The 22,409-nt window shown below is 56.7% G+C and carries 14 protein-coding genes and 1 pseudogene; 2 read left to right on the top strand and 13 right to left on the bottom strand.

All coding sequences use genetic code 11. The features are described from left to right. Nucleotides 1-174: 174 nt before the first annotated feature. The 6 genes from Q1Q75_RS10380 to Q1Q75_RS10355 all read right to left on the bottom strand — a co-directional run bounded on the left by Q1Q75_RS10380 (nucleotide 175) and on the right by Q1Q75_RS10355 (nucleotide 11,022). On the bottom strand, nucleotides 175-1,914 hold the full coding sequence (locus tag Q1Q75_RS10380) for a PAS domain S-box protein (protein ID WP_300670094.1): 1,740 nt from the start codon (nucleotides 1,912-1,914) through the stop codon (nucleotides 175-177). Nucleotides 1,915-2,113: 199 nt separating this feature from the next. Then, on the bottom strand, nucleotides 2,114-3,079 hold the full coding sequence (locus Q1Q75_RS10375; protein ID WP_300670093.1) for a thioredoxin family protein: 966 nt from the start codon (nucleotides 3,077-3,079) through the stop codon (nucleotides 2,114-2,116). A gap of 122 nt (nucleotides 3,080-3,201) precedes the next feature. After that, the gene (locus Q1Q75_RS10370) at nucleotides 3,202-6,816 is read right to left on the bottom strand and encodes a DUF3683 domain-containing protein (RefSeq protein ID WP_300670091.1); all 3,615 of its coding nucleotides are present in this window, start codon (nucleotides 6,814-6,816) and stop codon (nucleotides 3,202-3,204) included. Further along, on the bottom strand, nucleotides 6,816-8,414 hold the full coding sequence (locus tag Q1Q75_RS10365; RefSeq protein ID WP_300670089.1) for a peptide chain release factor 3: 1,599 nt from the start codon (nucleotides 8,412-8,414) through the stop codon (nucleotides 6,816-6,818). Before Q1Q75_RS10365 ends, Q1Q75_RS10370 begins: the two co-directional genes overlap by 1 nt. Before the next feature lie 499 nt (nucleotides 8,415-8,913). After that, nucleotides 8,914-9,189: a hypothetical protein gene (locus tag Q1Q75_RS10360; protein ID WP_300670087.1), complete on the bottom strand. Its 276-nt coding sequence runs from the start codon at nucleotides 9,187-9,189 to the stop codon at nucleotides 8,914-8,916. Between the two features lie 288 nt (nucleotides 9,190-9,477). Beyond that, on the bottom strand, nucleotides 9,478-11,022 hold the full coding sequence (locus Q1Q75_RS10355) for a sigma-54 dependent transcriptional regulator (protein ID WP_300670085.1): 1,545 nt from the start codon (nucleotides 11,020-11,022) through the stop codon (nucleotides 9,478-9,480). Between Q1Q75_RS10355 and Q1Q75_RS10350 the strand changes: the two genes are divergently transcribed. Further along, on the top strand, nucleotides 11,021-11,152 hold the full coding sequence (locus tag Q1Q75_RS10350; RefSeq protein WP_300670083.1) for a hypothetical protein: 132 nt from the start codon (nucleotides 11,021-11,023) through the stop codon (nucleotides 11,150-11,152). The two genes, Q1Q75_RS10355 and Q1Q75_RS10350, sit on opposite strands and share 2 nt — an antisense overlap. 210 nt (nucleotides 11,153-11,362) lie before the next feature. Here the strand turns inward: Q1Q75_RS10350 and ettA are convergent, their stop codons facing one another. The 7 genes and pseudogenes from ettA to Q1Q75_RS10320 form a co-directional block, all read right to left on the bottom strand. Further along, the gene (gene ettA, locus Q1Q75_RS10345) at nucleotides 11,363-13,045 is read right to left on the bottom strand and encodes an energy-dependent translational throttle protein EttA (protein WP_300670081.1); all 1,683 of its coding nucleotides are present in this window, start codon (nucleotides 13,043-13,045) and stop codon (nucleotides 11,363-11,365) included. 385 nt (nucleotides 13,046-13,430) lie between these two features. After that, nucleotides 13,431-14,114 (bottom strand): zf-TFIIB domain-containing protein, encoded by a 684-nt coding sequence (locus tag Q1Q75_RS10340; protein ID WP_300670079.1) that lies wholly within the window; start codon nucleotides 14,112-14,114, stop codon nucleotides 13,431-13,433. Nucleotides 14,115-14,363: 249 nt separating this feature from the next. After that, nucleotides 14,364-15,488 carry an SPFH domain-containing protein gene (locus tag Q1Q75_RS10335; RefSeq protein WP_300670077.1) on the bottom strand — a complete coding sequence of 375 codons (1,125 nt, stop codon included), beginning with the start codon at nucleotides 15,486-15,488 and terminating at the stop codon, nucleotides 14,364-14,366. Between the two features lie 172 nt (nucleotides 15,489-15,660). Next, nucleotides 15,661-16,254, bottom strand: coding sequence for a DUF2914 domain-containing protein (locus tag Q1Q75_RS10330; protein WP_300670075.1), 594 nt, complete (start codon nucleotides 16,252-16,254; stop codon nucleotides 15,661-15,663). Nucleotides 16,255-16,307: 53 nt separating this feature from the next. Then, nucleotides 16,308-16,601 (bottom strand): annotated as a pseudogene (locus Q1Q75_RS22610) (hypothetical protein); the annotation flags it as partial. Nucleotides 16,602-16,772: 171 nt separating this feature from the next. Further along, nucleotides 16,773-17,258: a YchJ family protein gene (locus Q1Q75_RS10325; RefSeq protein WP_300670073.1), complete on the bottom strand. Its 486-nt coding sequence runs from the start codon at nucleotides 17,256-17,258 to the stop codon at nucleotides 16,773-16,775. A 205-nt stretch (nucleotides 17,259-17,463) separates the two neighbouring features. Next, nucleotides 17,464-19,620 carry a DEAD/DEAH box helicase gene (locus Q1Q75_RS10320; RefSeq protein WP_300670071.1) on the bottom strand — a complete coding sequence of 719 codons (2,157 nt, stop codon included), beginning with the start codon at nucleotides 19,618-19,620 and terminating at the stop codon, nucleotides 17,464-17,466. Nucleotides 19,621-20,006: 386 nt separating this feature from the next. On the opposite strand from Q1Q75_RS10320, the gene Q1Q75_RS10315 reads away from it, so the two are divergent. After that, on the top strand, nucleotides 20,007-21,758 hold the full coding sequence (locus Q1Q75_RS10315) for a caspase family protein (protein ID WP_300670069.1): 1,752 nt from the start codon (nucleotides 20,007-20,009) through the stop codon (nucleotides 21,756-21,758). Nucleotides 21,759-22,409: the final 651 nt, after the last annotated feature.

The raw sequence follows: 22,409 nt of genomic DNA, 5'->3' as shown, positions 1-22,409 counted from the left end.
GCTCCAGGGCTGCGTAAGAACGATTTTCCCCCTGATGGTTGATCATGGGATGCCGACCCGGACAGGGGGCATCACCAGCCTGTTGTTCCGGTCACGATATACCATGGCAGGGGACAAAGCAATGTCCCATTTGAGTCGTGTGGGCCTCGAAAGCCGTGAGCCTAAAATCGTTGATTATCTGACGGATCCCACCTCTTTGTAGATCTCCTCGAGTTCCTGTTCGCTCATGTTGAAAGGGACTCGGATGACAAGGGCGGTGCCTTCACCGGGCCCCGTAATGATGCGTATATGCCCTCCCATCAGGTGGACCCGCTCCTCCATGCCGCGAAGTCCCATGCATTTTGTCTCTGGATGTCCCTCGCGTTCCTGTTCAAATCCGATCCCGTTGTCTTCCACCCGCATGATGATGTCCGGAAACGACGCCACAAGACGGAGCATCACCGTGTCGGCCTTTGCATGTTTTAAGACATTGCTCAAGGCTTCCTGTACCAGTCGGTAGAGGTTGATTTCTGTATCGGAGTCCAGGGGGATGCCATTGAGTCCGGCGGAGAAGAAGTCCACCTCAATGCCGGTTTTTCGTTGAAACTCTTCACAGTGCCGGAAAAGAGCGGTGGGCAGGCCCAGTTCATCCAGGATGGGGGGCCTCAGCTCGTAGGCAATGGTTTTAACGGCTTCGATGCATTCTTGAAGGACGGTGGAGATATCCTGAATTTTGGCCCGGAGGACCGAAGCGGGGATGGGGCCTGAGAGCAGGCTGCTGCAGGTGATTTTCAGCGACGAGAGATCCTGGGCCACGCTGTCGTGCAGGTCTCGGGCAATCCGTCTTCGCTCCTCTTCCTGGACCTGGATGATTTTTCGGGTGAGGTGTTTGACCTGGCTTTGCGCCTCGGAGAATTCAGTGATGTCGTTGACGGTGGTCAGGGCGTAATGGTCACGGGCCAGGGTGATGCGGCGTGAGGAGAGCAGGACGGTCCGGCTCTCCCCGTCATGGGTGCGAAACCGACACTGAAAGTTGTTGACCCAGCGGCGGGTGCGCATGATGTTGAGGTAGGTCTCCCAGGCGGCAGGGTCCTCCCACAGGCCGACTTCCAGGGGGGTTTTATCGGTGACCTCCTCACGGGTGTATCCAAACTGAGATGAGAAGATGGCATTGACGTGGCTGAATTTCCCGCTGTACAGACGGTTAAAGGCGATGGGGTTGGGGCTGGTCTGAAACGCCTGACGGTAGATCTCTTTTTTTGCCTTGATGTCCTTGAGGTGGCTGACCTGCTCAAGGAGGCCTTTTTCCAGATTCTTGTTTTTTTGATGCAGGTCCAGGGCCGTTTTATCCATTTCGGCAAGGCGAGAGGAGAGGCCCATTAACCAGGCGCGTGTCTCTTCTGTGATCAGGGTGGCGATGAGAAAGTAGAGGAGAGCCAGGGCGGCGATAATCTGCCCTTGAAAGGAGTGAGAGACGCCCCCCCAGGCAATGATGGGGAAAAGAAAGATTCCGGTGTGAATTCGTGTGGTGGTGGACGGCAGAACACTGAAGGTCGGCGTGATACTGACCACAGCACCCGAACAGAAGACGACCAGGTAGCCGGGCCAGAGCAGCCCGTACAGGTTCAGGACGAAGCTGGCAAAGAGAGCCCAGATCATGGCGGAGAGGTAGTTGAGGCCAAGGCTCCACCGGTGCACTGTGTGTGTGTTGGGGTGTCCAAGGAGAAAATAACTCCCCCCGAGGATGATGCGGCAGACCATGGTCGCAAGGGTCAGCGTCATGAGAAGGCTGATGATCACAGGGTGGCGGCCATAAAGATCCGAGGTCGCCATGACAATGGCAATGAGAAGAGGAAGGACTGGAGACGCCAGGCTTGAGCGCAGAATGTACTCCACGTCCATGGGCCGTTTATGTGGCGTCCTGGAAAGGTTCATGGGGTACTCGCATTCTGCGATGGCCGTTCAAGGGGCCGGTGGCAGCCGGAGTGGCGTGCATTGGCGTTGAATCGTCCCGCAGACGTTCAGGTCAGATGATGTGTGAGATGCATGAGTTAGGTATGCTTGTAAATACGGTATGATAGATACTTTGGAAACAAAGTGGCTGTCAAGTAAAAAGTGATCACTGCGGCATTCATCAGCTGGATGCTTTCTCGGCTAACGCTTCCAGTGCCTCATCGACTGCGTCTTGGAGGGCGTCATCGCAGGGACCCGCCAGTATTTCCCGAAGGGTTGAGAGATGAACGGGGTCCCCGGAGAGTCCGGCAATATAAATGATGTCTCCCAGGGCCCCCGGGTTAAGGGTCGATCGGCGTGCCAGGAGGGTGGCTGCGGTTTGAGAGACGATGGTGGGGTGGGTTTCGGCGAGTTCTTCCATCACCACCATGGCCCCCAGGCGGATAGACCATTTTTCATCGGCCAGGAGGGTGGTCATCGATTCGAAAGGCTTTTCCGCCTCGGCCATCATGGCCGTAACGCGGGAGGCTTGCCCCTCTTCCAGCAATGCCCGAAGGGCATTGGGGCTGAGGTCTTCAGGAGAGCGTCCGGCCGCGACCTCCATGGCCGAGGCCACATCAAATTGGCCGCTCCACCGCATGTCTCCGTCGTAGATCAGGGTGGGGGCGGCCTGGACGCCTCGATGTTCGGCTTCCTCGCGGAACAGGGTGCCGTCGTAAAGGGAGAGGTGGATATGAGGGCTTTGGAGTGCCAGGGTGATGAGTTGTCTCGCAATGCGGGGGCAAAAGGGGCAGGCTTCTGCCACAAAGAGATCCAGAGTGGCGGGGAGTTCCAGGCGTTGAAGAGCAGAGGCCAGGACTTCCGCCATGGCATCGGGGTCTTCTGCCATGGCGTAGAGAAGAAGCTCCAGCAGTTTTTTACCTGGAAGCGTGAAGAATTTCAGGCCCTTTTCTGTCTGAAAAAAGGGCAGGGGCGCTTCGCCTTTTTTGAGGGCCAGGACAAGGTTCTCTCCGGCCGTGTGGGCGAGATGCTGTCCAAAGCGTTTCATCTCATCGCTTGTGTGGGTTCCCGTGGTGTGCAGCGTCAGTGTGACAGGCGAAGAAAGGGCCTCTGCCCAGGAGCGGATGAGGGTGTCGGTATCGGCCATGGCGTCGGGTCCTCTTTGATGGTCCAGGTGGCATTGCGGGGCGTGCAGGGGCACGACTCCCCAAAGATAGGTTTTGAGGGAACCGACGTTCAAGGGGGGCCTTGAACGTCGGTTGTCGGTATTTAGAAGGTGACCACCTCGGCCTGTTTGACCATGGCTTTGAGTTTTTCTTCCCAGTTTTTTCCGCCGGTCTGGATGGCCAGTTCAACGGCCAGATGCCGGGGAATGATATCGAGGTCGTGATTTCGGCCCAGCCCCTGGATGCAGGACGGGCAGTTGGTGAGAAGGGTCGTTTCTCTGCCTTTTCCCTCGGTCCGCAGCTGGATTTCATCATGTTTTCGCTGGAGCATGGCGTTGGTGATGTCGGGGCGGCTCATGGAGAGGGTCCCCCCTTCCGAACAGCAGTAGGGGATGGTCTCGACGGAGTATCCGGTGAACTCTTCCAGAAGGCTGGCCGCTTCCCCGTCCAGGGAGTCATGGCAGGGGGCGTGGTAGAGGCAGCTGTTGCCTCCTTTGACATCCAGGCCATTTTCCAGGGCAAATCGGCTGACGTCCTCGATTCTGCAGCCCAGGATTTCTGGTGCCCCGAACTCTTCCAGGGCTTCCCGGCAGGTGCCGCAGCTCACCACACAGGCATCGAAATCCACGTAGCTGATCATTTCGCGGATCTGGCTGAAAATGACCGAGTCCCGCAAGGTGATCTGGCTGTGCTGGACGGTCTTGGCGTTGACCTTGGCGGGGAATCCGCAGCAGATATAAGGCGGTGGCAACACCACCCGTGTTCCAGCTGAGAGCAGGATATAGATGGCGGCCTTGGCAATATCTGAAAAGAGCCGCTCGGAACCGCACCCGGGAAAGTAGAAGACAGACTGTTCTGTCTCCTCCGGCGGGTTCAGGATCAGCGCCTGGTTGGTGCCGCACTTGGGCAGAATACTCCGCAGGGTATCCGAAGGCGTGTGAGGCATGGGAGACTCAAGAAGTTGAATCGCTTGAATCCCGGCCAGCGTTTTCTTCACAGGTGCCATGCTCTTGATCACCTTGTGACCGGTCCGCTGAAGGGCACCTCCCCAGGTGACGAGGCCCTTTCGAAACAGGGCATTGGCCAGGGGGTTCCGGGTCTCCAGGTAGGTGAGAGAGGCCCGGGTGGCCAGGGGGGTCTTTTTGTATTTTCGGGAGACGAGGATCTCCCGTTCCATCAGAGACACCTCGGCCGTGTCGATGTCCACAGGGCAGGGCTTGAAGCACTTATGGCACATGGTGCAGTGGTCGGCGATCTCTTCCATCTGCTTGAGAAATTTGAAGCGTGTGGAGTGGGACCGTTGCACATCGTAGAGGATCGCCTCAATGAGAGAGGCAATGGCCAGGTTTTTGTTTCTCGGATGGTAGAACATGTTTTTGGCCGGGTAGAAGGTACAGCAATCGATCTTGCATTTTCCGCAGCGCACGCAGGTGGCTATCTTGGCCGCCAGGGTTTCCAGAGACCCGTGCTGCAGGATGCTCGCTTCCAACTCCAGCAGGTTGAAAGAGGGCGTATAGACCTTGGACTGAATGGTGGGATCTACGAGCTGGCCGGGGTTCATCACCCCTTTGGGGTCCACCTCTTTTCTGTAGGCGGCCAGGTCTTTCGCCAGGGACGGCTCCAGATATTTCATCTTGGTGATACCGATGCCATGCTCACCGCTTACCACGCCGCCCAGGCGGACGGCCTCTTCCATGATATTATCGGCCGTTTTGGTGGCGCGCTTCATCATCTCCATGTCGTTGGAGAAGACAGGAATGTTGACGTGGACGTTGCCGTCACCCGCATGCATGTGGGTGGCAATGATGATCTGGCGGGCCCGTGCCTCTTTAAAGATACGCTGGAAGTCTCCGGAGATACGCTTGTAACCGCGAAAGAACTCCAGGAGCTCGGCCAACAGCTGTTTCGCCTGAGCCCCGTCTTTGAGCTCTGCCGCCGTGGCTTCCCGGGTGGCGGTCAGGGCTTCGGTGCAGATTTCACGGGCCTTGGGAATACGTGCCTCAAGCCATTCCGGATCTTCGATGGGTTCGGCGTGTTCCAGGTAGGACAGGGTGGCGTGGACGAAGTCCGCCTGGTTGTAGCGGTTCTCTTCCAGGTTATAAAGGTCCGCAAAACGGGTAAAGGCGCCGATGGCGTCCAGGGGGAGGACGATATCTTCGTTGAGCTTGAAGGCGTTGGTGCGCTTGGCGATGGCCCCGAGTTTCTTGCGGTCTTTCCAGAAGCGCTCGGCTTCGTCTTCGTCCCGGGCCACAAAGAGTTCGGTGTTTTCGTACGGGACCAGCAGATCCTGAAGGCGTTGGACCCCCCGCGTAATTTCCTCTTCGTTGTGCCCCACCATGTCGATGAGAAGGCCGGCTTTGGGGCTCCCTTTTCGCGTTGCCTTCACCTTGTAGTTGATGGCGTGCATGTACTCGTCATCAAAGTGTTCCAAGGCGATGAGGGCCTCTTTGCCATTGTTTTTGAACTCCTTGGAGATCTTGACAATGACTTCGCTGGCCTCTTCCATGTCGTTGCCGAAGAATTCCAGGCAGAAGGTGGTCTTGTACTCAAAGGGGGGGTAGAGGATGAACTCTGCCGAGGTGATGATGCCGTCGCATCCCTCTTTTTGAATACCGGGCAGGCCCTTCAGGGCCTTGTTGGTGATGTCTTTTCCCAGCCCCACCTTGCGGATTTCCGTTCCGGCAAGGGTGATGACTTTTCGAACCTGCCCCTCTTCATCCCGGACGGAAAAGATAACGGTGTCTTCGGGCAGGATTTTTCGCATGGGGTGGTCTTCCCGGCGTACTTCCATGAGGCGTCCGCCGGGCATGGCGATGCGGAAGGAGACCAGGTTGTCGATGGCGGTGCCCCACATCACCGCTTTTTTACCGCCGGCGTTTTCGGCGATGTTGCCGCCGATGGTGCAGGCCCAGGAGCTGGTGGGGTCGGTGGCAAAGACGAGCTCTTCGGCTTCGGCGTAGGCCATGGCCGTCTGGGTAATGACTCCCGCTTCCAGTTCAAGGACCGTCATGCTGCTCATGCCGGTACCGGGAGCCGCTGGAAGGTGTTTGGTGCCCCGAATGCGGTTGAGTTTTTCCGTGTTGATCATCACGCAGCCTTCAGAGACCGGCACGCTGCCCCCGGTGAGGCCGGTGCCCGCACCGCGGGGGATGATAGAAAGACCGAGCTTTTCGACGGCTTTTATCAGGGGCGCTATTTGGGACTCCCGGGTGGGACGCAGGACGGCCACGGCAAGGTGGCGTCGCCAGTCCGTGGCGTCCGTGGCGTGGCTGATGATGGAGAAGGGCTCAAAGCAGACGTTCTCTCGGCCAATGATGGCCCCCAGTTCGCGTTTGATGTAGCGACTTTGACGCTTGTGGGTTTTCAGGGAGTCGTTGAGCGCTTTCAGGGCCTTGCGGCATCGCCCGGTGATCTCCAGGACCTCTTTCTGGTCTGCCATTTTTTCGATGATGGCCAGGTCGTTGGTGGCCGTCTTGAGGAACAGGCGGCGTCGACGGTGTGAATGGGCCAGGTCGTCAAAGAGGAAGGGGTTGCGCTTCAAGATAAACATATCACCCATCAGCCGCATGAGTAGCTTGGCGGAACGTCCGGTGATACGTTTGCCCCTCAGCTCCAGGAGTCGGTTCCACACCTTTGCGTCAAACAGGTAGGTGACCACCAGTTCATCGTCGGCAGAGGTGTAGTTGTAGGGTATCTCTCGGTATTTTTGCGCTTTCATCAGGCGTATTCCCGTGTCTTGTTAAACACAATGTCGGGGTTCTGCTCCATTACAAATCCCAGTTGCCATTCGCTGGTGGTCAGAAAGGTGAGGTGCCCTTCGGCATCCATGGCCAGGCTGGCCCTCTGGCCCTCTTTGAAGTCATCCATCTTTTTTTTGTCATCACTTTCAATCCATCGTGCCACCCCGATATTGACATGCTCGTAGGCGGCATCCACGTTGTATTCGTTTTTAAGTCGGGCGATGGTCACTTCAAACTGCAGCTCTCCGACGGCACCCAGGATATAATCGCTTCCGCGCAAGGGGCGGAAGACCTGAACGGCCCCCTCTTCGGCCAACTGGAGAAGGCCCTTTTGGAGCTGCTTGGTTTTCAATGGGTTTTTTAAAAGCACCCGTTTGAAGTGTTCCGGGGCAAAACTGGGAATGCCGGTGAACTTCAGCGCCTCTTTGGTGGTGAAGGTGTCCCCGATCTTAATGGTGCCGTGGTTGTGGATCCCAATGATATCACCGGGGAAAGCCTCTTCCACGTTGGTTCGATCCTGGGCCATGAAGATGGTGGCGTTGGCAATGGTGATGTCCTTGCCGATGCGGTGGTGTTTGACCTTCATGCCCCGGGTGAATTTTCCCGAACAGATGCGGAAAAAGGCGATGCGGTCCCGGTGGGATGGGTCCATGTTGGCTTGAATTTTAAAGACAAAGCCGGAGAACTCCTCTTCGTAAGGAGACACTTCTCGGGTGATGGCCTTTCGGGTAATGGGGGTGGGAGCCATCTCCACGAAGGCGTCCAGCAGCTCCTGAACACCGAAGTTGTTGATGGCGCTGCCGAAGAAGACCGGCGTCTGGGTGCCCTTAAGGTAAAGCTCCAGCTCAAAGGGATCGGCGGCCCCTTCGATGAGCTCGATGTCATCTCGGAGGTCATTGGCCTGGCTGCCGAGCAGCTCGTCGAGCTTGGGGTCGGAGAGATCCTGAATGCGGATGCCCTCCTTGGCCAGGGTCTCTTTTTCCGCAGAGAAGAGATGGAGCTCTTTTTTGTAGAGGTTGTAGACCCCCTTGAAGCGTTTGCCCATGCCGATGGGCCAGGTGAGGGGGGTGCACTCGATCTGAAGTTTCTCTTCAATATCGGCCAGAATGTCCAGGGGCTCCATGCCGTCCCGGTCCAGTTTGTTGATAAAGGTCATGATCGGGGTGTTGCGCATGCGGCACACCTCCATGAGCTTTTCAGTCTGGGTCTCCACCCCTTTGGCGTGGTCGATGATCATCATGGCACTGTCCACCGCCGTGAGGACACGGTAGGTGTCCTCGGAGAAATCCTTGTGGCCGGGGGTGTCGAGGAGGTTGATGTCGTAATCGTGGTAGTTGAATTTCATCACCGAGCTGGTGACTGAGATGCCCCTTTCCTGTTCGATGGCCATCCAGTCGCTGGTGGCGTGACGGTCTGTTTTTCGGGATTTTACGGCGCCTGCCTGCTGGATCGCCCCACCAAAGAGGAGGAGTTTTTCCGTCAACGTGGTTTTACCCGCGTCGGGGTGGCTGATGATGCCGAAGGTTCGGCGCTTATTGATTTCCCGTGCGAAGGGCGTGTTATTTTCGTGAGACATGCTTTTAGTATTACCTGAAACTGAAGAAATCATGAAAAGCGACCCCCGGATATCCGGGTGACGCGGGGGTTGCCATTGGGGCGACGGGCGGGATGGGATGTGGCGTCGGGAGTGCCATTCGGGCAGAGATATTGGGCGCCGCTGATGTTTCCCGCAATCGTCGCTTTCTTTTCGACCCATTCCCATCGATTTTGTCGATTTTCGACTTCTCTGGGACCACCGATGACAACGGGTCAAAAACTCTCTAAATAAGTCATTTCACATTCTTTTTCAAGCAAATTGAAGGCAAACGCCCATTTTGTTTCAGCAGGACATGCCCGGGTGGAAAAAGGAGAAAGGACAGGTGTCCTGAAGGAAGGGTCTGTTTAGAGGGGATATATAGGCCGGAGGGCAAAAAAGATGGGGACCATCTACGCATGGTTTGGTGGTGGGAAAGGGTTGCGTAGATGGCCCCCGGCAGAAGGCAGGGTAAGTTGTCTGAATGATACAGGTACGTATATCAGTGGACCGTGTGCGTGCTGACGGAGTACTTAAAATCGTTTACTAAAATGGCCAGCACCAGCTCAATGGTGTCTTCGTCGATGATGTGTCCGGTCCACCCCATGTCATTTAGTTGGTGGTTGACGAAACCCACCGTAAAGGTTCCTCCGTCCTGGAGGATGCAAAAGATATCTTTTACCAGTCTGTTGACCTCGGAAGGGACAAGCCCTTTGTCTGATAAGTGCCAGAAAAGTGAGGTGCAGACATCGATGGTGTTTGTGTTCGGTTGTTGCATGGCGCCCACTCCTTGAAGGGTTGAGGCATCATCGTTTGTCTTGCTTAGGAAGAAATGCAGGTTGCGTGCCGGGTGTGCCGCGTCGGCGTTTTTTCTATCGGTTTTTTTCGGGCTTTGGAGGGAAAGGGCTGTAATCATAGGGCAAATGATGGGGTGCGGGCCTCTTTTCTGGGGCGTTCAGAAGGGACAGTGCGGCGGACGGCCAGGGTATTGGGTCGTTTAAGTGGATGGCAGGAATTCACAAAAGTGAACAAATCGTTTGGATTGTGGTCAGATGCTCTTTTTTATTCAGACATCCGGGACGTCAAGGGGCGTGGGTTCCAACAGGAGGGTCTCCTCTGCATTCTCTGGAGAGGCCCATCCGAGGCGAGAGATATTGTATTTTTTCATGAGGGTGTAAAGACGGGTGCGTCCCAGGCCGGAGATTTGACAGGACTCTTTGATGTTCCCGCGGGTCACCCGCATGAGATGGCTGAGGTAGGCCTGATCCGTTTCGGTGAGGACCTCTTCCCGGGAAGGCATGGCTTCGGCCCGAGAGGGGAATCCGTGGGTTGGGGTGATATCCGGTGCCACCACCGGGAAACGGGAGGTGCTCTGGTTGGGTGCTTTTTTTACCTGGTAGGCCGTGGTCGTAGGCGGCGGGTTTCCTCCCTTGACGTTGGCGCGGGCCACGTGGACCCGAATGGCGTCGGGAAGGTGCATGGGAAAGAGGATGGGTTCCTGCCCTGCTTTGCTGATGGCCCCCTCCAGGGTGTTTACCAACTCTCGAATGTTGCCGGGCCAGCTGTAGGCGTTGAGTATCTGGAAGAAGTCCGGGGAGAAGCCCTTGGGCTCAATGCCGAAATTCTGGCAGATGTCCGTGGTGTGGTAGAGAATGATTGCCTGGATGTCTTCCGGGTGCATGCGCAAGGGGGGGAGCTCGATAGCCACGGTTCGGAGCCGGTAGAGCAGGTCGTTTCGGAAGCTGCCCTCGGCCACCATGTCGTCGAGATTCCGATTGGTGGCGGCCACCAGGCGGAAATCACTTTTCAGTTCCACGCGACTCCCCACCGGGCGAAAGCATTTTTCTTGAAGCACGCGCAAAAAGACCTTCTGAAGGGCCAGGTTCATTTCACCGACTTCATCAAGAAAGAGGGTTCCCTCATCGGCTTGTTTGACCAGCCCCTCCGAGGTCTTTTCAGCCCCTGTAAAAGAGCCTTTTTCGTGACCGAACAGGGCGCTTTCTATGAGGGTTTCAGGCAGGGCGGCGCAATCCACCACCACAAATTTCTTTTCTTTTCGCTGGCTGTTGTTGTGGACGGCACGGGCAAAGAGCTCTTTGCCTGTACCCGTCTCGCCGGTGATGAGGACGCTGGCGTTGTTTCGGGAGGCGTGGGCCAGGGTGGTGAGGCTGTCATGGATGATGGGGCTGCTGCCGATGATTCCCTGGCTGTCAAGGGGGGCCTCTTTGATGGTGGAGGCTTTGAGGTTTTCGCGGTACTGGAGAGCCCGCTTCAGCGTGAGGGTGATCTCTTTCAGGTTGAACGGTTTTTGCAGGTAGTCCCAGGCGCCGTTTTTGATGGCCATTTCCGCACCGTCTGCATCGCCGGCTCCCGTGATGATCACCACCTCGGGTTCTCCCGGAGTGCTGCGGATACGGCGTACCAGTTCCAGGCCGCTTCCGTCGGGGAGGCCTACATCGAGAAAGACGAGATCAAAGGCGGCCTGTTCCAGTTGCTGCAACCCTTCGGTGAGGGTTTGCCGGGACAGGGAGCGGTGCCCTTCCCTGAGAATAAAGGCTTCTAAAATCTCACATATGTACTGGTCATCGTCGATGATGAGGATGGTGGCCATGGTGAATGAACTCCCCTCGATTCAAAAAATGGCATGGATGATTACGGGTGTCGGCGCGAGTGGTATGGGCGTGAGCCGGTTCGGGCAGGGACCCTGGGAGGCTGGCAGTTCCAAGGGGCTTGCCTGTTAAAAAAATACCGATCGCCATCGGTCACTTCAGGTGGCAGGGGCCTGGTGTGGAATGTCTTTATGTACACCTTGAAATTGTATCAACTCCATGATCTCTTTTCAATGCCTGATTCGTCAGGAGGAAAGGTGTTCACGGTATTTCCCACAGACGTATTCTCCGGTAACCTGGGCCGAAAAAGAGGCTCGTGAGCTTCTCTTTCGGCCCGAAGGATTATCGGGTCAGGTGGCGGTACTTGATACGATGGGGCTGATCGGCATCGATCCCGAGGCGTTTCTTGCGGTCCTCTTCGTATTCGGAGTAGTTGCCGTCGAACCATACCACCTGGCTGTCCCCTTCAAAGGCCAGGATGTGGGTGACGATGCGGTCCAGGAACCAGCGATCGTGGCTGATGACCACGGCACACCCCGCAAAGTTTTCCAGAGCTTCTTCCAGGGCGCGCATGGTGTTGACGTCCAGGTCGTTGGTGGGTTCGTCAAGGAGAATGACGTTGGCCCCTTCCTTCAGCATACAGGCCAGGTGCACGCGGTTTCTCATGCCACCGGAAAGAGCGCCCACTTTTTTCTGCTGGTCGGCACCGGAAAAGTTGAACCGGGAGACATAGGCCCTTGAGTTGACTTCACGGTTGCCCAGGGTGATGGTGTCCTGACCGCCGGAGATTACTTCCCAGATGCTCTTATCCGAGTCCAGGCTGTCTCGATTCTGGTCCACGTAGGCCAGCTTGACGGAGGGTCCAATGTTAATGGTGCCGCTGTCGGGGGTGTCCTGGCCGGTGATCATGCGGAAGAGGGTGGTTTTACCCGCACCGTTGGGGCCGATGACGCCCACGATACCGCCGGGGGGAAGCATGAGATTCATGTTCTCCACGAGGAGTTTGTCCCCATAGGCTTTGGCTACATTTTCGGCCTCGATGACCTTGTTGCCGAGGCGGGGGCCAGGGGGAATGAAGATCTCCATCTCCTGCTCACGCTGTTTCGTGTCTTCGTTCAACAGTGTTTCATAGGCGGAGATGCGGGATTTTGCTTTAGCATGACGCCCCTTGGCGCTCATGCCGATCCACTCGAGCTCACGGGCCAGGGTTTTCTGGCGGGTGCTCTCCTGCTTCTCTTCCTGGGCAAGGCGCGTGCCTTTCTGGTCCAGCCAGGAGGAGTAGTTGCCCTTCCAGGGGATGCCTTCACCTCGGTCGAGTTCCAGAATCCAGCCCGCCACGTTGTCAAGGAAGTAGCGGTCATGGGTCACGGCGATGACGGTTCCTTCGTAGCGCTGAAGGTGCTGCTCCAGCCAGGCCACGGTCTCGGCGTCCAGGTGGTTGGTGGGTTCGTCAAGCAAAAGGATATCGGGTTTTTGCAGAAGCAGGCGGCACATGGCCACACGGCGCTTTTCACCGCCAGACAGGACGCTGACCTTTGCATCGGAGGGCGGGCACCTTAACGCATCCATGGCCATCTCGAGGCGGGCGTCTAAGTCCCATGCCTCCAGGTGGTCCATTTTGTCCTGCACCACCCCCTGCCGGTTGATGAGTTTGTCCATGGCGTCGTCGTCCATGGGCTCGGCAAATTTTTCGTTGATCTCATCGTACTCTTTAATGAGGTCCACCACGTCCTGGACCCCTTCTTTGACCACCTCCATCACGGTGCGGTCCTCGTCCAGCAAGGGCTCCTGTTCCAGGTAGCCGATGGTGAAGCCGTCAGAGAGGATGGTCTGGCCGTTGAACTCTGTGTCCACCCCGGCCAGGATGCGCAGCAGGGAGGATTTACCGGAGCCGTTTAAGCCCAGCACACCGATTTTGGCACCGTGGAAATAGGAGAGAGAGATATCCTTGAGAACCGGCTTTTTATCGTAGTATTTACTAACACGGATCATCGAGTAGATGACCTTGTTGACGTCATTTGCCATGGAAGCACTCCTTGATGGCGAAGCGGGGTCTACCGCTTTACCTAATAAAACCGGGTTTTACCCGGTCCGTATGTTCAGATGGCTCGTTGAGGCAACACCGCAACTCGCGGGATCCTTTTTTATGCCGTATAATCGGGGTAACCTACCAGAGTCGTTTGAATCTCGCAAGGGCCGGCACGGGCAATCTCGCAAGGGCCGGTACCGGTAATCTTGTAAAGGCTGGCACGGGTAAAATCGTAAGGCCCGGGACGGGGAAACTCATAACCCTCGGGAGTAGTATACGGTTGCGCCTTCCTTTGCCGGTTGAATCGGGCAGGTCAGGGCCTTTTTTCCTGGTGTCCGGGGAAGGGTCGCGGTGGCACAGGGGACCCTTCCCCCTTGGGTCTCAGCCGGCCAGCCATTTGATCACACGGCCGACGATGGTGAACAGGTCGGGGTCGCTGTTTCGGAGGGTGGCGCCGTAGGAGTCGAAGTGGCCCCCCGAATGGATGGTGGTGGCCCGCCTGACTTTGATGTCTTCTCTGGCGTCCATCTTTTGTTTCATCTCTTCCCGTTTCTGATTGTACATTTTGCCACCGGCTTTTACCCACTCCAATAGGTGGCGGAGTTCCCCTCCGTCGAGCCAGAGGCCGTGGTCGGAGCAGCGGTCGATGATCACCCCGCTTCGCTGCCCGAAGTTGACGCGGTTCATGATGGTGTCGCAGACCGGGCACTTGATGTAGGTGATGCCGTATTCGTCATGACGTTGCAGGGCGTAAAGCTCTTTGAGCTTGTTGTGGTTGACATGGTTGACGTTTTTTACCGTGGCTTTGATGAGAGCTTCCAACTCGCCGGAGTCGAAGAACATGCCCATGCATTTTTCACATCGCTCGATGAGAAAGGTGCCACCGATTTTGAGGTCAATGGTTTTCATGGCGATGTGACAGCGGGGGCAGGTTCGCTCCTGATCGGGGACCACTTCGGTGAATTCGTGAATACCGGTCAGGTCGGTGTCGTTGCGTGTGCCGCAGTAGGTGCAGACAATGGTGTCTGCAGGGATGGGGGCGGAGCAGTTTTTGCAGTTGGCCATAAGTCAAACTCTGTGATGGGACGATGATGTGAACATGAATAAAAGAGCCCTCTATGGTCAAGGTTAAATGAACCACAGAGCCACAGAGGGCTCAGAGGAAAAGTCAAAAGCGTGCCTCCGGCGGCAAGGTGTGCCACCTTGAAAGCGAATGCGCATTCGTGTGGCGTTGCCGCCGAGGTTGGCGCAGCCGGGCCGGTGAATCCAGGGTGGGAAAAAATCCCCTGCCCGCCGGAAGGCGAGGCGTTTTTGTCAAGGCAGCGGGGGCGGCTCATTTCCCAGGAGGAGGCGCAGTTCGTCCACCTTGGCGGCCTTTTCCCAGCTGGCCATGCCCTTGTGCCAGACCAGGGTCTCCTGGGTCAGGGTTTTATCCCGGATCATCTCTTCGATAATTTTTTGTGAAAAGGGCCCTTTCTGCTCACCACCGATGCCGAGATAGTAGGTGATGGCTTCCCGGGTCGGGAGGGGGGGCGGCGTGGCACTTCCCGCGGCCGGTGGGGCGGCCGCTGCCTGGGGGGCCTGCTGGGTCATGGTCTGTGTCATCTGGTTGGCCATGGCAAATCCCATGCCCATGCCGACGCCGGCCGAGGCATCGCCGGAGGGGTTTTCAGCGGCTTTCTCCAGCGCATTGGCGGCCTGGAATTTGGTGAAGGCGTCCAAGTCGCCCACAATGCCCATGCTGGTTCGTTTGTCCAACGCCTCTTCCACGGCCTTGGGCAGGGCGATATTCTCAATGAGGAGTTTGGTGAGGGAGAGGCCGTATTCGGAAAACTCCGGGGCGAGTTTTTCGGTCACCCAGCCGGAGAGTTCGTTGTAGTTGGCGGCCAGGTCCAGCACCGGAATCTTGCTCTCGGCCAGGAGATCGGCAAAACGGGTGATGACCATGCTGGTCAGCTGGCCGGTGATTTCCTCCACGGTGAAGTGGCCTTCAGTTCCTGCAATTTCCGTGATAAAGGACTTGGGGTCGGTGACGCGGACGACATAGGTGCCGAAGGCACGCAGGCGTACCGGTCCGAATTCGGGATCCCTTAAAGTGATGGGCTTTTTGGTGCCCCACTTGATATCGGTGAAATTCCGGGTACTGATAAAGTAGATCTCGGATTTAAAAGGACTTTCAAATCCGTGATACCACTTTTGAAGGGTGGTGAGAACGGGCAGGTTGCGGGTGGTGAGGTCGTAAAGACCCGGCCCGAAGACATCGGCGATCTGTCCCTCACTGACAAAGATCGCTGCCTGGGATTCCCGGACGGTGAGTTTGGCACCGTACTTGATTTCGTTTTGATGCCGTGGGAATCGCCACACCATGGTGTCCCCGGAATCATCCAGCCATTCGATGACATCAATCAGTTCGCCTTTCAGCTTGTCCCAAAGAGCCATGTTAACATTCTCCTTCATCACTTTGTCAGGCCGTCATGCGGCTGAATTATGGAACCGGGAAACCCTTGTATTCTATTTATCGGCACATTTGCCTGAAACATTGATGTCCCGAAAAAAGGCCAACGGCAGAAGAAAAAGTCTGCCGTCAGCCTTTTTGGTGAAACGAGGGTGGTTATTCTACGGTGAAATCGGTCTGGGACAAAAGAACCCCGTTTTCTGCGACGATTTCCACTCGCCACGCGGCGGGTGTGGCTGGGAAAATGGCTTTTGAGCTCCAGGTGCGCCAGGACGAGGCGGCGCCGATCTGAAGAGGAATCTCCGCCACACGTTCTCCCTCACGATACCAGATATGGGTGATGGTGGTCGGAGCAATGGAGGTGATGCGGCTGTGACAGTAGAGGCGCTCGGTATTCGTGGTGAAGAGGATTCCGGGTTCTACGGGCTCACGATCGGCAATGGCCGTTGCGATGACCATTTCTGCGACATTTGCCAGGGCCGGGGTCATCTCTTCAGGAGGGGCCGGAATCATCTCATCCATCATGGCTGCGGGGGTTTCTGGCTCTGGGGCGGTCATCGTCTCTGGGAGGGCCTCGACGTTGGTTTCGACTTTGGCCTCGACGGCGGTCTGGGCAGAGTCCATGGACGTGGCCGCTGCGGTGAGTTCGCTGGACGGGGTGTCTTTCAGGGTGGGGGCGTCCGAGGCAAACGCGGTGAAGGCACACAGGGAAAAGAGGCCGATGAGAAACGGGGCAAAAGATTTCATCATGTTTCTTCCTTTTTGGGGTTGGATGCCCGGGGCGTTTCTTCAGGGCATCGGGTTCAAGAGATGAAGGTGCTCTTATAAAAATCTTCGTGAAACCCAACAACAATCAAGTTTTTCAGGCGGAGGGTGGGCGCTCGCAGGTTGCCGGATGGGCCCATGGCCGCTTTGAGCAGCGCCTCTTTGTTGGCATCTGATGGGTGCCATTCCACTGTTTTCTTCCCCCGGGCCGTCACCACCAGAGGGCGTGAGGAGAGGATGGCCCAGGCGGCCTCAGCGTCAATGCGCTCTTTGCGTGCGTCGGTGATCTCTTGGGGGAGACGATTCAGGGACCCAAGTAACTCTTGGGCTTTGGTGCAGGATGTTCAGCCTTTTCGAAGATAAGCCCACTCAATCATCATTGACTCCTTAATAATATAAATTCAGGGGGGCAGCGGGGTGGTGGAACGGGGCTCCGCGGGAGGGATGAGGAGAAGCCCGCGTTACGCGGGCTTTTCCTCAATGGGTAACGGAAGGCCGCCTTTTTATCCGCAGCACTTCTTAAATTTCTTGCCGCTGCCGCAGGGGCAGGGATCGTTACGGCCTACCTTGGGGCCTTGGCGAACCAGGGTCTCGGGAACCACGCCCACGCCGTCATCAAAGTACCAGGCACCGTCGACTTTGACAAAGGTGGCCTGCTCGTGGTGGCGCGCTTTTTCGCCTTTAATGGCATAGTTGGCGATGAACTCTACGCGACCGGTGTCGTCATCGACGCCCCCTTTTTCGGTGCTGACCACTTCGAGGTCGAACCATTCGGACTTGGCCGCCCAGTTTTTGGTCTGGCGTTCGTCATGGGTGTGGCGTTTGTCCGGACGGATGGAGTCCCGGAGAAAATCGGTTTCCACTTTGGCATAGGCGCTGTAGCGGGCACGCATGAGTTGCTCTGCTGTCTCGGCGGCTTTCTCGCCTTTGATGATGGGTTCGCAACATGTATCGTAAGCCGCATCAAGTCCGCATGGGCACTTATCCATGGTCATACTCCTTTAAGGTAACTGTCTGACAAATCAATGGTGGTGACACCTCGCAGGCGATCTGAGGGCACAGGCCTGCCCGTGAGGATGTCTTATGTGTCATTTTAGCCTGCCGGTGGTGCGCGTGAATGGCGCACCACCGGTTCAAGGCTTTATCAATCTAAATCTATATAAATAAAATGACGCGTAAAGTAAACGCCCAGTATCACACAGGAGAATCGGAGACGGGCTCGTCTTTTCGAGCCGGAATCTCCTCCAGGGTGGTGACGATGGGATCTTTCATAATCGCTCTTTTTCCCTCGGCCGCTGCTGCTGCAGCCCGGGGGAAGACCGATTTGAGGGCTGCAATATGATGCAGGTTGTCGGCGGTACGTAGAACCAGGCGGGAGAGATCTCCCTCCTGGAGTCCAGAGAACTGAAGCACATCGTTCCATGGGGTACCGGAAGCCCAGAGGTAGATGGTGGCCGCCGGGTGGAGGTAGAGAAAGGGGGCCTCAAAGCCCCACTCGATCATCTCCCGGGCAAAGGGGGTCAGTCCTTTGCGGATATTAAGGAAGGTCCGGGTGAGACTCTTGGGCAGGACGCTGCGGTTAATGCTGTCGTCGTCCCGCTCCCGTTCGTTGACAAAGGAGGCCACCATGGCTGCCATAAGCGCCGGATCTTCTGGGAAGAGTTTCAGTCGGAAACACTCACCCACCATAAGGGGGGCGTCGATACGCAATCTTGAGGCCCATTGACCGTCAACGGTGAGGCGGTTTTCTTCATCCACAAAGCCTTTGAGCTTCAGAAAATCCAGGTGAACGAGGAAGTCCTCCCAGAGCTTGCTGTTGCCCACACTTTTCCCTCGTTTTTTCTCCAGAAGAAAGGTGGCAAAGGATTGCTCCAGAAGACCGCGGATCTGGTCCGGGGTGTTGGAGAGCATCAGGTTGAGCACCATGGAGAAGTTGATGTTGATCTGGCTCTCGATGCGCTCCGGTGCCTGGTTGGTGAGGCGTGCCAGGTGTCCAAGATCGTTGAATTTTCCTGGCAGGATGACGGCAAACCCTACCTTGTCTTTGCCCCGCCTTCCGGCACGTCCGGTCATTTGGTTGTATTCGGAGGAGGAGAGGGACTCGAAATCGACGCCGTTGAAGCGGTCAGAGTTCAGGATCACGACGCTCCGGGCAGGGAAGTTTACCCCGGCTGCCACCGTGCTGGTGGCAAACATGGCATCCAGAAGACCCTCGTTCATCAGGGTCTCGATGACGATTTTCCATCCGGGAAGCTGGCCGCTGTGGTGAGCTCCCACGGCCAGGTGTTCCAGATGGTAACGTTGCTTGTGTTTGCTCAGGTGTGGGTGGGCTGAAAGGATCTCATCCACACGCTGGGAGAGAAGATCGGCTCGGGCCGGATCTCCGGCCAGGACTTCACCGGAGCAAAGCTCCAGTGCGCCGTTGCAGTCGGCACGGGACTTCATAAAGAAGATGGCCGGAAGCAGACGGTATTTTTTGAGCACCTTCATGATCTCGCCCATGGGGGGCAGGCGGTTGGGGGGCGCCAGGATGGGGGGGCGGTCCTGGTGCATGTAGGCGGTGACCTTTTTGTGGAGGCCCACCTTTCCCTTGGCGCCTTTCTGGCTGATGAGGGGAAACAGGGTGCCGGAGGGATGAAAGAAGAGGGGGTGCAGGGGCACGCTACGGTGGGTCTCTTCGATGACCTGCACTTCGCGGCCTCGGATGGAGGTCAGCCATTCTGCGATCTGATGGGCGTTGCCCACGGTGGCGGAAAGCATGAGCAGGGGAACCCGGCTGGGAAGGTAAATCATCACCTCTTCCCACACCACACCCCGGTCTCTGTCGCCCAGATAGTGGGCCTCGTCCATGACCACCAGGTTGGTTCCCAGGTCTTGTCCTGTGTGCATGGCGTCGTAGAGCTGGTTACGCAGGATTTCTGTGGTGCCCACGATGATGGAGGCATCCGCGTTGTCCTTGATGTCTCCGGTGAGAATGCCCACCTTGTCTTTTCCGAAGAGGTCGCAGAACGTGCTGAAAATGGTGTTGGTCAAGGCCTTCAGGGGCGTGGCGTACCAGCAGCGCTCACCCCGTTCAAGGGCTTTGCGGATGACCTGCTCCGCGATCCAGGTCTTGCCTGAACCCGTGGGGGCGGTGACGAGACAATCCCCATGCCGAACGGCCTCCACGGCCTCCAGCTGAAAACGGTCCGGGGCAAACGGTCGGGCTTCCGGGGCGCCGATCTGTTCGAAAATCGGTTTTAACGCGGCATCGGACCCGGCACGGATGTGAGATGTGAATTTCTTTTTTGGCGTTTGCCTGTGGCCTTTCCGTTTTGGATGGGGACTTCTTCTGTGAAAATTTTGTGTCATGGGATGAGGCCTCTAACAATGTTAAGGTATGGGTGCATCGTGCTGTGACCCGGAGGGGAGAGGGCGTTGACTCCTGAGGAGCACGCTTCACTTCACCGGAAGAATGACGCAAGACGCAGCTTTTTCAAGGCGGCAACTCAGGGCTGCCAATCAAAAAACCGCAGCTGGTGGAGCAAACCAACACTCCACTTTATCATATCCGCTGCTTTCTGTACCATCAAAAGTCCTCTGACCTCGTAAGGTGCTTCAGAAAGAGGGGTTCTCAGCCGATACCCAGATTAAGAATGATACGTTAACCCATGGCTTTGTCGTTTTTTAAGGGCCGCGTGTTGTTGCCCCTTGCAGGCTGATTTCAATCCGCCACGCCATCTATCTGGAGACATCGTGTGAAACGTGTTTTGCCCATACTGATTGTTCTTTTTCTTTTTAATTCATGCTCCGGCAGGCGTTTTTCCTTTGAATATGAGAGCGAACCCTGGGGGGCCGCCCAGGGCTTGGCCCTGGCCGCCTGCCAGGTGACCGTGATCCCTGAAGACGAGGGCTTTCGGGTCATGACGGAAAAACATGTCCCTGAACGGGTGGCAAAAATTCAGGTCCAGGCCAAAGAGGTCACTCGTCTGGACATTTACGATTACGAACCGGATGCCCGGTTGATCCTGGGGACCGCTCTCTCGACGGTGGCCGGGCTCGTGGTGACTCCCGTCTGGTGCGTCAAGAGGCTCTTTACCGGGTGGGGAGATCCCGACGGGGAAGAGGCGATGCGGCAACGACTCTACGACCGCCACCTGAGGTCCTGGCTTTTGATGGGCTACCTCTGGGCACCTGTGGACTATGAGGTGTTGGATCGCCGTCAAATAAACGATGAAACCGGAAAAATCCTTACCTTTGATGCGTCGGATGAAACCCTCGTGACGGTTTTGGATGAGCAGAGACGTCCGGTGGCGATAAGGGCTTATGGAAACGGTCGGTATCGACCCGTTTTGACCGACACCCTGCTCGAATCGGGGACCCTTTACGTCACCGCCGCATGCGGCGGTGGGGCGGCTGCTGTGTCCATTGATCTGATGCCCTGGTATCGCCGGGAATTTGGCCTCAAACCTGAGGAGGTCATGGCCTTTAAGACCCTGGGATCTGAACGGCGTCCCTCTTTTCTCAAGCTCTCCCCGGATCTTCGATCTGACTTTCTGGCCCTGGACGAGCCAGGGTGGAAAACCTTTGAAAAAAAGGTGCCCCTGGCATCGGTCGGCGAGCGCGTGCTGGCCAAAGCGGCCCTTGGCGCTTCGAATGACCGGAATGAAAAAGACCCCCTTTCTTATGAGGATGACCTTCCCGGCCGTTTGAAATCGAGTCGCCCTCTCGATCCCCATCTCACCACCTGGCTCTTTGCCATGGGCATCGAGGCTTACGACAAGGCCAGCCCCATTGCCTACTCAAGACGCAGCGCCGAGCTTTTTACCCGGGTGGCCATGAACCGCCTGGGCGTCCCGGCCGAAAACGTTTTTTTGCTGAATGATGACGGAACCACAGAGATCAAGGGGCTCAAAGGGCGGACCTTTCCGGCCACCGCTGCCTCCATTCAAGATGAGCTCCGGTTTCTCCTGCGTGATGTGGGCGAAGGCGATCGCATCTACGTCTACTACAGCGGTCACGGCCTCCCTTCACTTAAAGACGGGGGCGCTCCGTATCTCCTGGCCCGGGATCAGGCCCCGGATTTTATTCACGAGTCACCTTTTTTCCGGATCGATACCTTCTTTCAGACCCTGAGCCAAAGCCGGGCCGCCGAGATCGTGGTCTTTATGGACAGCTGTTTTACCGGTGTGGCCGATGGGACCTCGGTTTTCGGGAACGGCCGGGCCGCCACACGGCTGGTACCAAAAGCCATCGGGTTCGATGACCGCCGCATGGCCGTAATCACCGCGGGTACCGATCGCCAGTTCTCCAACATGTACCCCGAAAAAGGCCATCGTCTCTTTAGCTATTTTCTCATGAAAGAGCTCATGAACGATCACGACACCCTGGAGAGCCTTTACCAACGGGTTTCCCAACAAACCCGCCGCATCAGCCGGAGCCGGGGCGGCACACAACTCCAGGAGCCTACAGCCAGGGGAAACCTGCACATGAGATTGCGCTTTGAATAGCGGGGGTAAAAACATGCCTCCGGCGGCAAGGTGGCGAAGCCACTGTAGCAAAAACCACCTTGAAAGCGGGTTTGCGAATGCGATTTGGGTGTCGTCATTCCGGGCTGAAATGCGTACGCATTCGCGCGACAGGCAAGGGAATGCATCATGCGTCGCAAGTGTATGAGCGGTGAGTGTGCACAATGGTAACTGTTCAGCTCATGCCACCCAATCGCCTCACACCGATGCGCCAGGGTCGATGAGGAAGAAAACCGTATAAAGGGTCTGTCCTTTGGTAACCGTGTCGATGTGAAATGTAGGGTGCGCCGTGCGCACCGCTTAACGTCTGATAAACCTGCAACGCCGCACTTCGTGATAAGTGTTGAGACGGGTCCGGTGGTTTGCGTGACGTTGAACGGTGCGGGAGCCGCACCCTACGGGCTGAAACGTTTTTGCGAAATTTTTTTCAAAAAGAGACCCGCCAGAGACAGGGTGAAGCTGAATGGTTACATTTTTTTAAGGTGAACGCACATGCCGAGTCGAAATGATTTTATCTCGAAATCGAAAAATCAGTTTTTAAAACCTGTTTGTCAAACTTTCTTGTCGCGCCGTAGCCCTCGGGCGAAGGCGGATCAAAAGTTTGGCCCCCGGCAGGGCCGCCGGAGGCATTTC

It is taken from the genome of Desulfoluna sp., assembly GCF_030145185.1.
GTDB lineage: Bacteria > Desulfobacterota > Desulfobacteria > Desulfobacterales > Desulfolunaceae > Desulfoluna.
Note: the sequence above shows the minus strand (reverse complement) of the source record. Positions and strands in the feature narration are given on the sequence as shown.

What these genes read in the sequence shown, in the direction of transcription:
- Q1Q75_RS10370 (WP_300670091.1), bottom strand. Translation starts at nt 6,816, where the DNA reads ATGAAAGCGCAAAAATACCGAGAGATACCCTACAACTACACCTCTGCC.
- Q1Q75_RS10350 (WP_300670083.1), top strand. Translation starts at nt 11,021, where the DNA reads ATGGTGAATGAACTCCCCTCGATTCAAAAAATGGCATGGATGATTACG.
- Q1Q75_RS10360 (WP_300670087.1), bottom strand. Translation starts at nt 9,189, where the DNA reads ATGCAACAACCGAACACAAACACCATCGATGTCTGCACCTCACTTTTC.
- Q1Q75_RS10365 (WP_300670089.1), bottom strand. Translation starts at nt 8,414, where the DNA reads ATGTCTCACGAAAATAACACGCCCTTCGCACGGGAAATCAATAAGCGC.
- Q1Q75_RS10330 (WP_300670075.1), bottom strand. Translation starts at nt 16,254, where the DNA reads ATGATGAAATCTTTTGCCCCGTTTCTCATCGGCCTCTTTTCCCTGTGT.
- Q1Q75_RS10375 (WP_300670093.1), bottom strand. Translation starts at nt 3,079, where the DNA reads ATGGCCGATACCGACACCCTCATCCGCTCCTGGGCAGAGGCCCTTTCT.
- Q1Q75_RS10355 (WP_300670085.1), bottom strand. Translation starts at nt 11,022, where the DNA reads ATGGCCACCATCCTCATCATCGACGATGACCAGTACATATGTGAGATT.
- Q1Q75_RS10320 (WP_300670071.1), bottom strand. Translation starts at nt 19,620, where the DNA reads ATGACACAAAATTTTCACAGAAGAAGTCCCCATCCAAAACGGAAAGGC.
- Q1Q75_RS10340 (WP_300670079.1), bottom strand. Translation starts at nt 14,114, where the DNA reads ATGGCCAACTGCAAAAACTGCTCCGCCCCCATCCCTGCAGACACCATT.
- Q1Q75_RS10380 (WP_300670094.1), bottom strand. Translation starts at nt 1,914, where the DNA reads ATGAACCTTTCCAGGACGCCACATAAACGGCCCATGGACGTGGAGTAC.
- ettA (WP_300670081.1), bottom strand. Translation starts at nt 13,045, where the DNA reads ATGGCAAATGACGTCAACAAGGTCATCTACTCGATGATCCGTGTTAGT.
- Q1Q75_RS10325 (WP_300670073.1), bottom strand. Translation starts at nt 17,258, where the DNA reads ATGGATAAGTGCCCATGCGGACTTGATGCGGCTTACGATACATGTTGC.
- Q1Q75_RS10335 (WP_300670077.1), bottom strand. Translation starts at nt 15,488, where the DNA reads ATGGCTCTTTGGGACAAGCTGAAAGGCGAACTGATTGATGTCATCGAA.